The sequence below is a fragment of the Selenomonas ruminantium subsp. ruminantium ATCC 12561 genome (genome assembly GCF_000424065.1).
Classification (GTDB): Bacteria; Bacillota; Negativicutes; order Selenomonadales; family Selenomonadaceae; genus Selenomonas_A; species Selenomonas_A ruminantium.
Genome location: NZ_AUJE01000052.1, coordinates 1 through 13,520 on the forward strand (window position 1 = coordinate 1; position 13,520 = coordinate 13,520).

22 protein-coding genes, 1 tRNA gene and 1 pseudogene are annotated in these 13,520 nt (G+C 49.1%); 4 read left to right on the forward strand and 20 right to left on the reverse strand.

The annotated features are described in order from the left end of the window. The 9 genes and pseudogenes from G598_RS0114070 to G598_RS0114105 all read right to left on the reverse strand — a co-directional run. Positions 1-433 (reverse strand): annotated as a pseudogene (locus G598_RS0114070) (IS256 family transposase); the annotation flags it as partial. Between the two features lie 38 nt (positions 434-471). Continuing rightward, a complete protein-coding gene (locus G598_RS19850; RefSeq protein ID WP_157833355.1) occupies positions 472-645 on the reverse strand; it encodes a hypothetical protein in 174 nt (57 codons plus the stop codon). A gap of 19 nt (positions 646-664) precedes the next feature. Further along, a complete protein-coding gene (locus G598_RS0114080) occupies positions 665-877 on the reverse strand; it encodes a hypothetical protein (protein WP_026767479.1) in 213 nt (70 codons plus the stop codon). Positions 878-975: 98 nt separating this feature from the next. Beyond that, entirely contained in the window at positions 976-1,260 is a 285-nt protein-coding gene (locus G598_RS0114085; RefSeq protein ID WP_026767480.1) for a hypothetical protein, read from the reverse strand. Positions 1,261-1,487: 227 nt separating this feature from the next. Beyond that, the gene (locus G598_RS19550) at positions 1,488-1,637 is read right to left on the reverse strand and encodes a YvrJ family protein (protein ID WP_071837954.1); all 150 of its coding nucleotides are present in this window, start codon (positions 1,635-1,637) and stop codon (positions 1,488-1,490) included. A 32-nt stretch (positions 1,638-1,669) separates the two neighbouring features. Then, complete coding sequence (locus G598_RS0114095; RefSeq protein ID WP_080657046.1) at positions 1,670-1,870, reverse strand: DUF2922 family protein; 201 nt, start codon at positions 1,868-1,870, stop codon at positions 1,670-1,672. Next, positions 1,870-1,965 carry a hypothetical protein gene (locus G598_RS20495; protein WP_473243929.1) on the reverse strand — a complete coding sequence of 32 codons (96 nt, stop codon included), beginning with the start codon at positions 1,963-1,965 and terminating at the stop codon, positions 1,870-1,872. The genes G598_RS0114095 and G598_RS20495 overlap by 1 nt, the downstream gene beginning before the upstream one ends. Next, positions 1,941-2,282, reverse strand: a complete 342-nt coding sequence (locus tag G598_RS19405) for a PDDEXK family nuclease (RefSeq protein WP_051180362.1) — start codon at positions 2,280-2,282, stop codon at positions 1,941-1,943. Before G598_RS19405 ends, G598_RS20495 begins: the two co-directional genes overlap by 25 nt. Before the next feature lie 76 nt (positions 2,283-2,358). Then, on the reverse strand, positions 2,359-3,294 hold the full coding sequence (locus G598_RS0114105; protein ID WP_026767482.1) for a PD-(D/E)XK nuclease family transposase: 936 nt from the start codon (positions 3,292-3,294) through the stop codon (positions 2,359-2,361). Between the two features lie 203 nt (positions 3,295-3,497). On the opposite strand from G598_RS0114105, the gene G598_RS20090 reads away from it, so the two are divergent. The 4 genes from G598_RS20090 (at position 3,498) to G598_RS0114120 (ending at position 5,162) form a co-directional block, all read left to right on the forward strand. After that, on the forward strand, positions 3,498-3,815 hold the full coding sequence (locus tag G598_RS20090; RefSeq protein WP_157833356.1) for a hypothetical protein: 318 nt from the start codon (positions 3,498-3,500) through the stop codon (positions 3,813-3,815). 453 nt (positions 3,816-4,268) lie between these two features. After that, on the forward strand, positions 4,269-4,496 hold the full coding sequence (locus G598_RS19860) for a hypothetical protein (protein WP_157833357.1): 228 nt from the start codon (positions 4,269-4,271) through the stop codon (positions 4,494-4,496). A 31-nt stretch (positions 4,497-4,527) separates the two neighbouring features. After that, positions 4,528-4,764, forward strand: coding sequence for a hypothetical protein (locus tag G598_RS0114115; RefSeq protein ID WP_026767484.1), 237 nt, complete (start codon positions 4,528-4,530; stop codon positions 4,762-4,764). Between the two features lie 107 nt (positions 4,765-4,871). After that, positions 4,872-5,162, forward strand: coding sequence for a hypothetical protein (locus G598_RS0114120; RefSeq protein ID WP_026767485.1), 291 nt, complete (start codon positions 4,872-4,874; stop codon positions 5,160-5,162). A 330-nt stretch (positions 5,163-5,492) separates the two neighbouring features. Here the strand turns inward: G598_RS0114120 and G598_RS0114125 are convergent. The 11 genes from G598_RS0114125 to G598_RS19125 all read right to left on the reverse strand — a co-directional run. After that, a tRNA-Leu gene (locus tag G598_RS0114125) sits at positions 5,493-5,579 on the reverse strand. Between the two features lie 99 nt (positions 5,580-5,678). Further along, positions 5,679-7,769 carry a methyl-accepting chemotaxis protein gene (locus G598_RS0114130; protein WP_026767486.1) on the reverse strand — a complete coding sequence of 697 codons (2,091 nt, stop codon included), beginning with the start codon at positions 7,767-7,769 and terminating at the stop codon, positions 5,679-5,681. Between the two features lie 128 nt (positions 7,770-7,897). Continuing rightward, positions 7,898-8,632, reverse strand: a complete 735-nt coding sequence (trmD, locus tag G598_RS0114135; protein WP_026767487.1) for a tRNA (guanosine(37)-N1)-methyltransferase TrmD — start codon at positions 8,630-8,632, stop codon at positions 7,898-7,900. After that, positions 8,622-9,167, reverse strand: a complete 546-nt coding sequence (rimM, locus tag G598_RS0114140; RefSeq protein WP_026767488.1) for a ribosome maturation factor RimM — start codon at positions 9,165-9,167, stop codon at positions 8,622-8,624. The genes trmD and rimM overlap by 11 nt, the downstream gene beginning before the upstream one ends. Then, positions 9,139-9,570, reverse strand: a complete 432-nt coding sequence (locus G598_RS0114145) for a YlqD family protein (protein ID WP_026767489.1) — start codon at positions 9,568-9,570, stop codon at positions 9,139-9,141. The genes rimM and G598_RS0114145 overlap by 29 nt, the downstream gene beginning before the upstream one ends. 73 nt (positions 9,571-9,643) lie before the next feature. Beyond that, positions 9,644-9,871 carry a KH domain-containing protein gene (locus G598_RS0114150; protein WP_026767490.1) on the reverse strand — a complete coding sequence of 76 codons (228 nt, stop codon included), beginning with the start codon at positions 9,869-9,871 and terminating at the stop codon, positions 9,644-9,646. Positions 9,872-9,886: 15 nt separating this feature from the next. After that, a complete protein-coding gene (gene rpsP / locus G598_RS0114155) occupies positions 9,887-10,156 on the reverse strand; it encodes a 30S ribosomal protein S16 (protein WP_026760930.1) in 270 nt (89 codons plus the stop codon). A 36-nt stretch (positions 10,157-10,192) separates the two neighbouring features. Further along, positions 10,193-11,575 carry a signal recognition particle protein gene (ffh, locus tag G598_RS0114160; protein WP_026767491.1) on the reverse strand — a complete coding sequence of 461 codons (1,383 nt, stop codon included), beginning with the start codon at positions 11,573-11,575 and terminating at the stop codon, positions 10,193-10,195. Then, a complete protein-coding gene (gene ylxM / locus G598_RS0114165) occupies positions 11,576-11,932 on the reverse strand; it encodes a YlxM family DNA-binding protein (protein WP_102012107.1) in 357 nt (118 codons plus the stop codon). 124 nt (positions 11,933-12,056) lie between these two features. Continuing rightward, complete coding sequence (locus G598_RS0114170) at positions 12,057-13,124, reverse strand: CsgG/HfaB family protein (protein ID WP_026767493.1); 1,068 nt, start codon at positions 13,122-13,124, stop codon at positions 12,057-12,059. A gap of 190 nt (positions 13,125-13,314) precedes the next feature. After that, positions 13,315-13,520 (reverse strand): zinc ribbon domain-containing protein (locus tag G598_RS19125; protein ID WP_157833337.1); only part of this gene is annotated, 206 nt, incomplete at its 5' end.

Sequence of the window (13,520 nt, forward strand, 5' to 3'; positions counted from 1 at the left end):
AATTGCGGATAAGGTGCACAATGCAGCGTTGTACCACCACCTGTGGAAAAATTGCTTTTGCCCCTTCTTCCAGCCCGGAAACACCGTCCATGCTGATGAAAGCCACGTCTTCAACACCGCGTGTCTTAATTTCGTCAAAAATCTGCATCCAGTTATGCTTGCCTTCGGTGTCGCTAATCCATAAGCCTAGGATATCCTTGATACCATCCAAATCATAGCCAAGAATTACATAGATGGCACAGTTTTTCGTCTCGTACTCCTGCCGTATAGGGACGTAAAGACAGTCTACAAATATAAAGGGATAAAAGGGCTTGAGGGGCCGATTCTGCCAGACTTCAGCTTCCTCCAGCACACGGTCGGTGATGTTTGAGATACTTTCCGCTGACAGGCTGAAGCCATAAATGTCTTCAATGGTCGAGGATATATCACGCTGGGGATTTTACTGTCTCTGTATCTTTGCCTGTGTCGCTATTAGTCCGGGCATTTCCCCCCGAGTACGTTTCGTGTTTTATCTATGTCTACATTTGCTGCCATAGAATTTGCATTATCATTGGTATGATTTGGTATCCATGGGGGTTTGAACCGTCCACCAGATACCTTATCCATTTCCATATCATCCATCTTGTTCTTATTCATCTCATCCATTTTACTTTCCTCCTCACAATTACAGAGCCTTGTCTCTACACTCACGAGCCATGCGGAAAAATCTTCCAAACACGCTTCCAACTGATTTAGCTCCCTTCTTGGCGAATTTATAAAAATCAGTAAAAATATTATCTCCATGATCTCGATCAGGAGGAGCGGCGGTCCCCATTCTTCCACCAGCTACCATGTCCAGTTCCATATCGTCCAGCTTGTTCATCATCAGCTTATCCATTTTATTTTTCTCCTCACATCTTTGCGTGTTGTTTTCTTGCTTTCTGTTCTTTATATCCCCGAATCAAGGGAAATGTTTATTTTTTTGCATATATCTTGTTAAAAAATCCCGATTCTCACCTGCTTATTCAATGCTTCCTGTATTCTCTTATTGACCTCTTCTTCTTTAGGGTCTGCTTTTTCCTTTTTATCGCGCTTTGCCCCATATTTCCTATCCCATTCATCCAAACTCTTTTTTGTCTTGTCAATGGGAATCATCATAATTGGCGTAGTATTCAAAGCCGGTACTTTGGGCTGTTCGATATCCTTCTCGTCTTGTTTCTGTCCACCAGCTACCACGTCCAGTTCCATATCGTCCAGCTTATTCATCATCAGCTTATCCATTTTATATTCCTCCTCACATCTTTGGGGGTTGTTTTTGCTTTCTGGTCTTTATATCCCCGATGTAGGGAAAGTGTTATGTTTTTTTGAAAAAAATAAAACAACACGGGAGAACGTGCGCCGCCGGGCGCATGCACAAAAGGTGCTGTGGATAATTTAGGACATACAACAAGCGGGCGGCTTGACTGGTCAAATCTGACCGATCAGCCGCCCGCCTTAATATTAGCTGATTACTTTTCAAACCGCCTTAGTTCCTGTATGAGTTCGCCCAGCTTGTCCGTGAATTTGTCCATGGACTTCTGAAAGCTGGTCAGCAGGTAGAACGTCACGACAATGGGGAAGCCCACAGCAGAAACGGCGGTCAAAATGGTTTGTTCCATTTGTTCCGCCCCCTTATGGCAGTAAAGTTTCGTCAATGGTGCGCAGGAAAGCGTGCTTGTAAGCCTGCCGCTGGAACACCATTTTCCGACAGCAGTACCCTGTTTTTCGTCAGTTCATACGCTGCCAGTTCCACTTCCCGGCGCGTCAGGTCTTCACGCGGGCAGGGTATCGAAATCGTCATGGTTTTGTTGTTGGTCAGCCAAAAAATAATAATCAGAAAGACTTTCATCATCAGCCCTCCTTGGTCAGTTCGCAGCTATCCAGCAGCTCAACACTATGCAGTGGCAGGGTAATCATGCCAACTACCGCGTCAACGGCCTCCAGCAGGTCTTTGTCGGATGCTTCAGGATTGACATTAGGAGATACTTGCAGTGTGCGCCGTATTCATCATAACCATATTCACAGCCAATTTCCCCAGGATTGTCCTGATGCCCGTGGGCATGCCAAAAGTCGCCATCTACAAAGACAGCAATTTTTTGACAGGTCAGCACAATATCTGGTTTTCCAGGCAAGGCGGCATAATTTTTCCGATACCGCCAGCCCCTCTTCCACAAAGCTTTCCGCAGTCTCACTTCCGGCTTTGTGTCTGCTGACCGAATATGGGACATATTATATTGACGCTGCTTTTTCGCCAGATTGTCCACTTTTTAACCCTCGCAAATAAAGGGCAGCCGACTTGTCAAAATTGACAAATCAACCGCCCGCTTAGCCATTATACTTTTACGCAGGCTGTTCCTGCATAAGTTCTTTTACCCGCTCTAAGGGTAAATCAGAAAAACCGGCAATATCTTCTGCCGAAAGCTTGCCTGCAGCTATCATACGCCGCGCGCTGGCCAGTTTTTCATCTTCCCTGCCACTATTAAAGCCTCTATCAAAGCCCTTTTTCTCAATGCCTTCGCTTAAATTGCACATTTCTTCCACACCCTTCTCCAGTTCGGGAGTTATTTCCACGTCAAATTCTTCGGTTAGTATCTGCCGCTTTTCCTGCTTGGTCAGGTAGTTGTCCACCATCATCATATTCAGGAGCCTTAAAAGACCTGTAAGCTCTGTATATTTCTTATCGCCTAAACAAATCATCACCACATTCAAGAGGTCATAATGGTGCCGGTCAGCTTTGACCTGCCCAATGATGTTCTTTTCCGTCATATGGTAGCTCGTGATGCTGTATTCCGTTTTTTGCGTGGGGTTAACACACACCCAAATGGAATACACTTTTTGAATTTTGCCATAGCCGGATTTTACAAACACCGTACCATACTGGCTGGAAATCAAGCGGCTGCAATAGTATACGCCGCGTTTCAAGAGTGGATAACCCGGATTATAGTCGTTCTGCGCTTCAAGGTTGATAATCAGTTTGATTTCGTCGCCCGTGTCCGGGGCTGTCACAGTAAAGCGAATATCAAAAGTCACCGCCGATTCGCTTTCGCTCTTGTCCTCATTTTGCAAGGTTTCAATACGGGTAACTTCCCCTTGTGGATTTACGAGCACCGCCCCAACTTCCGGCTTTCCTTGGATGTAGCGGATAATTTCCTTTATCGGCGTGTCCTTGAATTCTTCCACGCAGGTTTTCATGATATATGCGGCAATACCCTGCTCGGATAACACATCACGGCAGGCGGCATCATATAGCTTTTTGAGTTTCTCGTTTTGATCCATTTTTGCCTCCACTATTTAGCTTTATTTTACAGGATATGTACGGATAATTCAAGGTTTTCCCGTGTCTGTGCTGACGTGAACAGCGCAGCTGTCCACCAAAAGCAACGGACACGCGTACCTGTGACAATCTATGCCCGGCGACGGTCTGTGCAGCGGAATGACTAAGTGCTGGAAGGAGGAAGGTTCCAACCCCTGCGGGAATAGTGCGAAGACCTGAGCACCCGCAGGGGCTGGAGACTGACGACTGGAACGCCGCAGGAATGGAGCCGCACAGTCCGACCGCCGCCCGCCTTCAAAGACGGAAAGTGTCTGCTGCATCGAGGAATGCCAGTGGCATTCCGAGGTGGGCAGGCCTGTCCACCCGAGCAGCCGGACACAAACCGAATACGCATGAACGACGAGCAGGCTTCCACTACTCCATCAGGTCGGCACTAGGCAATGTGGGCAGGAGTGGAGATATGCCGGTGGCATATCGACTGGCGGCGCGAGTTATCCCACTCCGCTCTCGCTGGGGGCCGTAGGGGAAAGGGGGCGGAGAATGGACGCGCATGCGTCCATGTGCAGAGACGGCCCCCTGCCCTCATTGCCGTCCGACAATCTGCCGATTTTGACCGACAATGCCACGGCCTGCGGATGCCGCTTTGTGCCTTGCGGGAGGTGCAAAGCACGTCCCGCCCGCCGAACCTGACGCATTATCCTTTTGAACCATGTTTAACAAAATCAAGATTGACTGGTCAAGTGAGCCGGTGTCTGTGGCGACGTGGACGGCGCAGCTGTCCACCCAAGCCAACGGACACCCGTTGCCAGTTTCTTCTTATGCACGGGGGCGGTCTGTACGGCGGAATGACCAAGTGCCGGAGGGAGAAACGAGGGAATGCAGCCGGACAGTCCGCCCTCGCCTTACTGTTTGGCTCTTATGTTGATGGATTAGGGCGGGGAGCGGTGTTCCTCTGCGACGTGGACGCTGGCTGTCCATGGCGGTCAAAGGTCGTCATGGGTGCCAGCGTCCACAAAAGCAGGAACGCCGCAGGGCGGGCAAAGCCAAAACAAAAGGTGCTGTGATAAAATTTGAACGTATTTTATCCACAGCACCTTTTGTGCATGCGCCCGGCGGCGCACGTTCTCTCGTGGTGTTGTATTTTTTTCAAAATAACATAACACTTTCCCTACTTCGGGGATATAAAGAACAGAAAGCAAGATAACAACACGTAAAGATGTGGGGAGGAAAATAAGATGGATGATATGGCACTGGACATGGTAGCTGGTGGCGTGGAATTTGACCCCAATAGTCTTCCGACTTATCGTCCAGTTAAAAATCCATCTGACCCATTCGGTTTTAAGGAAGCTGAAAAGGAAAAACGCAAAAGGGAAATTGAGGAAGCAAAAGCCGATGAAGAATTGAGAAAAGAATTGATGGAGATGGCCCAAAAAGGATTTAAGGATTATAACGATTACCTGAATCCGTTTTAAGGAAAAATCCTGTAAAAACGGGGAATGGGATGAAACATGCGAAAGCGTTTTATTCCATTCCCGTATGCTCAAAAAACCTATTTTGATAATTTTAAGGAGGTTTTATCATGGCAAACACAAACGAAAACAAACCGACGAGGGAACAAATCGAAAAGGCGCTGGCCTGCGAGACAGCCGAGGAACTGATGGCGCTGGTGAAGGCCAATGGCCACGAAATCACGAAGGAAGAAGCCGAGGCCTGCATGGCGGAGCTGGCTGACATCGAGCTGGACGAGGCCAAGCTGGACGAGGCCACGCTGGAACAGGTGGCGGGTGGACAGGCGGCGGGTGGTAGTCCAAATAGTCCAAAGATCAAGGATATATTAAAGAGTACAACGGCGATCTTGATGTTTCTTTAATGTGGTAATCAAAATTTATTAGTGAGCAGAAAGAATGGGCTGCCCATGAAGATTTTTTCCTCGCCCTGACTAATAGCGGCACAGGCAAAGACATAGACAGAGGGCAAAATAATCGTATTCGTTTTTAGCAAATTTCTTTCTATGAATGAAAAAATCCCGTGGCGCTCTGTGGGAGAGATAACAAAAGGCGGTTGCTTGGTTTTGCATATGCACGACAAAAAAAACCGCCTGTAATACCTAAAATCCCGTAACCCGACAAAAACCCGATTGCTAATTTTCCTATACAACAAAAAAGCCCCGTGATAATCTCACGGAGCCTTGAATTTCAAGTGGTGCCGGCGATCGGACTTGAACCGATACGTTGTTGCCAACGGCAGATTTTGAGTCTGCTGCGTCTGCCAATTCCGCCACGCCGGCGTTTGCAACTCTTTGTTGCTGACAGATATTATATTAACAGATATATCCACCGTTGTCAAATCATTTTTATCATTTTTTTGAAAAACTTTCAGGAATATTTCAGAATTTGAATCTAGCGCTCTCTTTCTGCAATTCTTCTGCCATGTTCGCGAGTCTATGGCTGGAAGCAGCAAGTTCTTCCATAGAGGCCGATTGTTCTTCTGTAGCGGCCGAGATGGAAGCGATGTTTTGGGTAATCTGTTTGGTGGTTTCGTCCACATCTTCAGCATCCCGCAGTACCGTTACACTGTCATCGGCAACTTTGGCTGCGCTGTTGGCTGCATCTTTAACCAGATTATCCACTTCCTGAATATGTTCGGCAATCTGACGGAATTTCTCACCAGCCTGATTAACTGTCTCTCCACCGGTGCGTACCTGTTCTGTACCCACATTCATGGATTCTACAGCACGCTTAGTAACCTGCTGTACACCGGAAATCATCTGGGCAATTTCCGTTGCAGCCTCGGAGGACTGCTCGGCGAGCTTCCGGACTTCATCTGCTACAACGGAAAAGCCACGTCCCTGTTCACCAGCGCGGGCTGCTTCGATAGCGGCGTTAAGTGCGAGAAGGTTCGTCTGCTCAGCAATGCTCTGAATCGTGTTGATGATTTCACCAATCTGCTCGGAGCTCTTGCCCAGTTCGTCTACATTCTTCGCGGACTCAATAACGGTTTCATGAACTTTCTTCATCTGCTGTACAGCATCTTCAATAGCAGCCACGCCTTCTTTGGCAGCCTGTCCGGCCATACCGGAGGTTCTGCTGATATTGGCCGATTTATCGGCAATACCATTGACGTGATCCGTCATTTCCCGGATATTGTCCACTACGTTGTTCATGGTTTCACTCTGATGGCTGGCCGCTTCGGCGATATCGCCTACCTGTTCAGCCACATGCGTGATGGTTTCGGCTACCTGCTCAACGCCGCTGGACATCTGACCAGAGGAATTGGAAACCTCATCGGCACTGCCCTTAATCTGTTTCAACAGTCCCGTGAGTTCATGGGTCATGGTATGGAAGGAACGGGACAGATTACCGATTTCATCGTCCGAATCCACCGCTACATCCGTATCCCGCAAATCGCCATCGGCCAGGCGTTCTGCCGAAGCCTGCAAGCCACGCAGAGGCGAAACAATCATATTAGAAATCGTATAAGTAGCAAAGAAAATCAAAATCAACGCTACTATCAGTACACCGCCCAGAATCATGCGCATATGATTGACGCTTTCCATGAGCTGGGAACGGTCAACAATGGTCAGGTAGCGATACCCGGTATTTTCGGAAACATAGGTGTTGACCATCCTGGTCGTGCCATCCATGGTGATTTCCTGCAAGCCTTTGAGACTCTTGCTGGTATCGAGATTGGCAATATCGCCCAGTTCCGACTCCGACAGTTTCTTGAAGTCAGCTTCCGGATGTTTCGGGTCGGCGATAATCACACCATCGGCATCCAGCATCATGATATAACCGGTTTCTCCCATCTTGATTTCGGCAATCATATCCGTAACCACCGGCAGGTCAATATTGAGACCCAGAACGCCCAGAGGCTTGTTATCCAAACCTTTGACCGTAGCAAAAATACCTACAGTCGGCGTGCCTTTGGAGGTCTTGAACGGCTTAGTTATGCGAACCTTGCTTACATCAGCCATGCTCTCCTTGAACCAGTCACGGCTGCGGGAGTCATACCCCTTCTTACGTTTAACGGCAGGATACTGCAGATAACCGCCATCCGTGGTACCATAGCTGATAACAGATACACTGCCCTTATTCGCTTCACCAAAGCGCTGGAACAACTGATACGCAGCCAATTCAAAGCCGCCTTTAGCCTGCGGGTCCATAGCAATCATGCCATCGGAACCAGCTGTCGCAACCACAGCCTCATCCGTATAACGGGTAATTTCCCCGCCAGCTCGCAGAATCGGGTCATTGGCCATATTGACCAAGCCATCCCGCAAACCATTGAGGAATAAATTCATGGCATTATCTACCTGTGCCGATTGTAAATCAGCCTCCTCTTCAAAGTTCGCCATCTGGCTGTTGGCAACAATTCTGTCCAACACAATGCCCAGCACCGCCATCACAACGATAAACAGCACCGATACGGATACCATTATCTTCTGCTTGACGTTAAACCGGTCTAACAATCCACCCAATTTCCTCATCTCCTTATTCTCTTTTCCTTATATCCTAAACCTCATGGTATTGTTGTTCTTATACGACAAAGAAGCGAAATTCTCCTGCTGCTTTCTTCATCAGCTTACAGAAAATTTCGCTTCTTGTTTTAATCTTGATGTTCCGCCAAAAATTGCCTATCTTTATCCGTTAACGGAGCATTTTTCAGCAAATCCGGACGGTATTTTTTCGTCACGAGCAGGGATTGTTCCCGCCGCCATTGGCGGATTTTGGCATGGTCGCCATTTAAGAGTACCTCCGGCACTTCCATGCCCTCAAATTCGCGCGGACGGGTATACTGCGGAAATTCCAACAAACCTTCATAAAAGGAATCCGTCGGCGCAGAATCCTCATGGCCCAGCACGCCTGGCAGCATGCGCGACACCGCATCGGTGATGACCATAGCCGGCAGTTCCCCGCCAGTCAGCACGAAATCACCGATGGAAATCGCTTCATCTGCAAGCTTATAGATACGGGCATCAAAGCCTTCGTAATGACCGCAGATAAACACCAGCTGATCATAACCTGCGAGCTCCTTTGCCTTGGCCTGATTAAAGGTCGGCCCCGAAGGGTCCATAATCAATACCCGGCGATTACCCGCATATTCCTCGGTACGAGCCAGCACATCCCGAACGGCCTTGTACATCGGCTCAGGCTTCAGCACCATGCCCGCACCGCCACCAAAGGGGCTGTCATCCACATGATGGTGCTTATCCTCGGCAAAATCCCGGAAGTTGGTAAAGTGGATATCCAAAATTCCATTATCTACCGCCCGTTTGGTAATGCTGTCACCAAAGGGGCCAGAAAACATCTCCGGGAAGATGGTCACCATATCAATGCGCATCGGAAATCTCCTCAGGCATATCGACCACCATACGGCCGCCCGGCACATCAATTTCCTTGACTACGGCCTTGAGCGCCGGAATCAGCAGTTCCCCGCCATCCGTGCGGCGGGCCTGATAGACGTCATTGCTGCCGGTGCGCAGGACATTTTCGACCTTACCCAGTTCCTTGCCGTCCATATCGTAAACCGTCAGACCGATGATGTCAAAGGTGTAATATTCGCCTTCCTGCAAGGGAGCAGCCTCGCTGCGGTCAACGGTCAAAAGTTTGCCCGTCAGGCTCATAGCCGCTTCCCGTACCGGATACTCCTTGAACTTCATCAGCACATACTGCTTATGATACTTGCAGCTTTCAATATGGAGCATTTCGCTGCCGACCATGACCTCTTTCATGGTCTCAAAGCGTTCCACAAAGTCCGTCAGCGGAATGATGCGCATTTCCCCATGAATGCCATGGGGGGCGCCCACCTTGCCGATGGTCACGCGATTCTTGTCGCGCTTGTTTTTCTTAGCTGCGAATGGCGATAACTTTGTCATCTTCTACCAGCACTTCCACGTTCATGATTTCACGCATATCGTCGCCCACGTGCACTTCCACCTGATGTTCCAGCGTGCCCTGCACGATTTCGGCACCGATAACCATCTTTTCCATTTCTTCCTTGCGGGCAAGGGATTCTTCACGGAACTGGAGACGCTTATTGCGTTCTTCGCCAAAATGCGCCTGAATCGCCTGATAGCGCTGTACTTCTTCCATCGTGGGCTGTTCCGGATTAGCCGGCTGATTTTCCTGCAGCACGCGCTTTTCCTGAATATCCATCTGCTGGAGTTCGAGCTCCGTGCGCTTGATGGCTTCTTCCAAGTCCGCCAGAATTTTGGTTTTGAGTTTTTCCGTTAATTTTGCCTTAATGGTAACAGGCACTTTCAGTGAAATAGAATCCATGACAGTTCCTCTTTTCTTTTTTTCATAGTAAAAAACGGCAAGACACCGAAAAGGTAATCCTGCCGCTTTTCATTTAAATAATCTCAACCGTGACTTTCGTATTTTCCCGAGTGGCTGCGGCTTTGACCACGGTGCGCAAAGCTTTGGCAATGCGCCCCTGGCGTCCGATAACCTTACCCATGTCATCTTCAGCCACATGAAGGACGAGCACGGTCTGCTCATCCTCCTGCCGTGAAGAAACCTCCACAGCTTCTGGATGCTCCACCAGGGATTTGGCGATTACTGCAACAAGTTTTTCCATGTCGCTTCTCTCCAATTACTTCTTCTTGGATTCAGCGAACTTGGCCATAATGCCCTGCTTGCTGAACAGATTTTTAACGGTATCGGTCGGCTGAGCACCTTTGTTCATCCAATCAAGAACCTTTGCTTCGTCGAGATTAACGACTGCCGGCTGCTTGGAGGGGTCGTAGTTACCGAGAATTTCGATGAAACGACCATCACGCGGAGCGCGGGAATCAGCTACTACCACACGGTAGAACGGGTTCTTCTTTGCACCCATACGGTTCAAACGAATCTTTACTGCCATGAAATTTCACCACCTTTCGCAAATAAGGATTAAAACTTAACGCATAAATGGCATTTTCGGGAAACCGCCGAGATTTCCGAGCGCCCCAAGACCGGGGAAACCTTTGCCCTTCTGCATTTTTTTCATCTTCTTCATCATCTTGCGCATTTCGCCGAACTGCTTCAAGAGCTTGTTGACGTCCTGCACACGCGTGCCAGAACCCATAGCGATACGCTTGCGGCGGCTGCCGTTGATGATGGTAATGTCGGCGCGTTCCTGCGGCGTCATGGAGCGAATAATGGCTTCAATCTGACGCATTTCCTTGCCGTCCAGGTCAATATCCTGACCTTCGAGCTGCTTCTTGAGCCCACCCATGCCGGGAATCATGCCTAAAATATTTTCGAGCGAGCCAAGTTTCTTGACCTGCTGCATCTGGGATAAGAAGTCGTCCAAGGTAAATTCATCCTTGCGCAGCTTCTTTTCCATCTTCTTGGCTTCTTCCATATCGAAGGTCTGCTGGGCTTTTTCCACGAGGGAAAGCACATCGCCCATGCCTAAAATACGGGAAGCCATACGGTCGGGATGGAACGGCTGGAGAGGTTCCAGTTTCTCGCCCATACCGATGAATTTTATGGGAACATTCGTGACTGCTTTGACGGAAAGTGCCGCACCACCGCGGGCATCGCCGTCGAGCTTGGTCATGATGACACCGTCAAGTCCCAGACTATCGTTAAAGGTCTGTGCCACATTGACCGATTCCTGACCGGTCATCGCATCGACAACGAGCAGGATTTCGTGAGGCTTAACCTCAGCCTTGATATCGCGAAGCTCCTGCATCAGGGCTTCATCTATCTGCAGACGACCTGCCGTATCGATGATAATCACATCATTGGCATGGCTCTGCGAATAAGCAAGGGAAGATTTAGCAATCGTTACCGCATCGGTCCCCTGCTCCATCGAGAACACAGGAATATCGAGCTGTTTGCCAACTACCTGCAACTGCTTGATAGCTGCAGGACGATAAATATCGCAGGCAACGAGCAACGGACGCTTGCCCTGTTTCTTGAGGGACAAGCCGAGCTTACCAGCGGAAGTGGTCTTACCTGCGCCCTGCAAGCCTGCCATCATGATGATGGTCGGCGGATTCGGGCTGATGTTGATGCGGCTCTGCGTGCCGCCCATGAGGTTCGTGAGTTCCTCATCAACAATCTTAATAACCACCTGAGCCGGCGTCAGGGTTTCCAAAATGTCCTGACCAATGGCCCGTTCCTTAACGGTTTTTATGAAATTCTTTACAACCTTGAAGTTGACATCTGCTTCCAGAAGCGCCATGCGCACTTCCCGCATGGCTTCATTGACATCATCCTCCGTCAATTTGCCATGGCCGCGAAGTTTCTTGAAGGTCTCCTGCAAGCGGTCAGACAGGCTTTCAAATATCAATTAATTAACCTCCTGACTGCGCCCGATAAAGGGCTCCAGCCGGTCAAGGATTGCCTCAACGGCACGTTCATTGCCCGCCTGCCGCAAATCCTTGATGGACTCGTAAATTTTTGCCAGTTCCTGACGTTCCTCATGATAACGAGCCGCCAGCCCCAGCTTTTTTTCGTAGGATTCCATCGCCTTTTCACTGCGATGGATATTGTCGTAAACCGCCTGCCGGGATATGCCCAGTTCCTCGCCGATTTCCGACAGAGAAAAATCTTCAAAGAGGTGCAAGCGCAAGCACTCTTGCTGCTTTTCCGTCAACAGCGCCCCATACAGGTCAAACAAAGTAGACAAATATAAGAACTGCTCCATCACGGCTATCACCTGCTTCAAAAATAGGTGCCAAGGTTTTCCCCTTGACATAGCTATTATAGCGAAGCCCCTATAGCCTGTCAAGTGTTTTTCCTTGGCACCCATAAAAAATTAAGAAAAAATTTCAGATTTTCACGTATTCGGAACCCATTTCCAATATCGTTTGCCCATCGCCTTCCAAGGCTGCCGCCAAATCATGGGCTGTACCATTGAAGTCTACCTCCACAATGGTATTGCCAAAAGACGTGCCCCGCACATAAACACTGTTAACACCGGGGATGCCTTCCAAATAATTCGTAACAGCCGTAATATTCCCCCATTTTCCCTGGGTGACAATCAATTTTATATGCTGGCTGGGATTAGCTGCCTTATTCAGTGCCGCCTCCCCTACCGCTTGGGCAATTCCCTGCGCTGCCGCGGCCAGCGCCTCATCAGCCCCGCCACTTGTACGATAATGCGGCGATTTGCCGGTAAAATTGCCGGCATATACCACTTCACCGGTGTTGGTGTTAACCATGCGCACGGCGATTTGTGCTGTCGTTTTCTGTAAATGTGCAACACGATTAGCAAATAGCTCCACCTGCGCCGTCACCAGATAATCCACTGGAGCTTGCACTTTAAGGCTCTGCCATAATCGTTTATCCCCCGAAAATTGCGCAGCCATCAGCTGCCGACGCTGAGCATTGCTAATCTGCCCCATATCCACCACCCGGCCAAAGCCCTGACCAGTCAAACCATGGATAACGCAGTTTTCCACAGCAGGATAATGCCGTCCCTGACTGTCCATTGATACCACCCCGATGCGCGGGTCCTGCATATTCATGCCGATAATGGCCCTTTTCTGTGCGAGTGTCCCCAAGGCTGCACTGAGCTTTTGTTCCTGCACATCCACCTGTACTTTGGCAGAATGTATGCCATTGGCCGCTGAATGTTCCAGCACCTTGTAACTCTTGATATAGCCATCGGACTGGGTATAGACCCGGTCATAAATCAATTTATAATTGGTCACATAACTGCGGCTGTCCACCATAACGCCAATCTGCTGTTCAATCGCCTGTCTTAAAGCCGCCTTTACTGCCGCCCGCTCAGAACTGCCCTGCCCGGTGACCGTCACCATCGCCGCCTCACTTATCGGCAGATAGGTCAGCATACAAGCGGTCAGGCACAAACCACATTTTAATACCTTTTTCATCCCCCTCACCACCTTGCCCTCATTTTAGCATTTGCCCTCTAAAAAGTAAAATGACCTATCCTTGACACTCCCCATGCCTAAAGGCAAGGGATTCTTGGTTCGCTGAACACTGCGGCCTAGCCGTAACCAGTTCGACTTACACGTTCTCCCCAAGCGTAAATTCCCGTGTGTCCCACGGTACTAATTTATGTTAAGCAACCTGTTTTTGTTCTATTGCCTTTCGCAGTATATTTATTGCTGCATTGGCATCTCGGTCATGATGTGAACCACATGCAGGGCAAGTCCAATCCCTGATACCAAGATTCTTAGTTTCCTTGTTCTGGTATCCGCATTTTGAACAGGTCTGGCTTGACGGGTAGAATGTATCTACCTTCAAGATTTCAGAGCCATGCAATT

Coding starts and splice junctions, on each gene's coding strand:
- G598_RS0114105 (WP_026767482.1), bottom strand. CDS start 3,294: ATGGATCAAAACGAGAAACTCAAAAAGCTATATGATGCCGCCTGCCGT.
- G598_RS0114120 (WP_026767485.1), top strand. CDS start 4,872: ATGGCAAACACAAACGAAAACAAACCGACGAGGGAACAAATCGAAAAG.
- G598_RS19550 (WP_071837954.1), bottom strand. CDS start 1,637: ATGGAACAAACCATTTTGACCGCCGTTTCTGCTGTGGGCTTCCCCATT.
- G598_RS0114150 (WP_026767490.1), bottom strand. CDS start 9,871: ATGGAAAAACTTGTTGCAGTAATCGCCAAATCCCTGGTGGAGCATCCA.
- rimM (WP_026767488.1), bottom strand. CDS start 9,167: ATGACAAAGTTATCGCCATTCGCAGCTAAGAAAAACAAGCGCGACAAG.
- G598_RS0114115 (WP_026767484.1), top strand. CDS start 4,528: ATGGATGATATGGCACTGGACATGGTAGCTGGTGGCGTGGAATTTGAC.
- G598_RS19850 (WP_157833355.1), bottom strand. CDS start 645: ATGGATGAGATGAATAAGAACAAGATGGATGATATGGAAATGGATAAG.
- G598_RS0114170 (WP_026767493.1), bottom strand. CDS start 13,124: ATGAAAAAGGTATTAAAATGTGGTTTGTGCCTGACCGCTTGTATGCTG.
- G598_RS0114145 (WP_026767489.1), bottom strand. CDS start 9,570: ATGGATTCTATTTCACTGAAAGTGCCTGTTACCATTAAGGCAAAATTA.
- G598_RS0114085 (WP_026767480.1), bottom strand. CDS start 1,260: ATGGATAAGCTGATGATGAATAAGCTGGACGATATGGAACTGGACGTG.
- G598_RS19860 (WP_157833357.1), top strand. CDS start 4,269: ATGGCGGTCAAAGGTCGTCATGGGTGCCAGCGTCCACAAAAGCAGGAA.
- ylxM (WP_102012107.1), bottom strand. CDS start 11,932: ATGGAGCAGTTCTTATATTTGTCTACTTTGTTTGACCTGTATGGGGCG.
- trmD (WP_026767487.1), bottom strand. CDS start 8,632: ATGCGCATTGATATGGTGACCATCTTCCCGGAGATGTTTTCTGGCCCC.
- G598_RS0114080 (WP_026767479.1), bottom strand. CDS start 877: ATGGATAAGCTGATGATGAACAAGCTGGACGATATGGAACTGGACATG.
- G598_RS0114095 (WP_080657046.1), bottom strand. CDS start 1,870: ATGATGAAAGTCTTTCTGATTATTATTTTTTGGCTGACCAACAACAAA.
- rpsP (WP_026760930.1), bottom strand. CDS start 10,156: ATGGCAGTAAAGATTCGTTTGAACCGTATGGGTGCAAAGAAGAACCCG.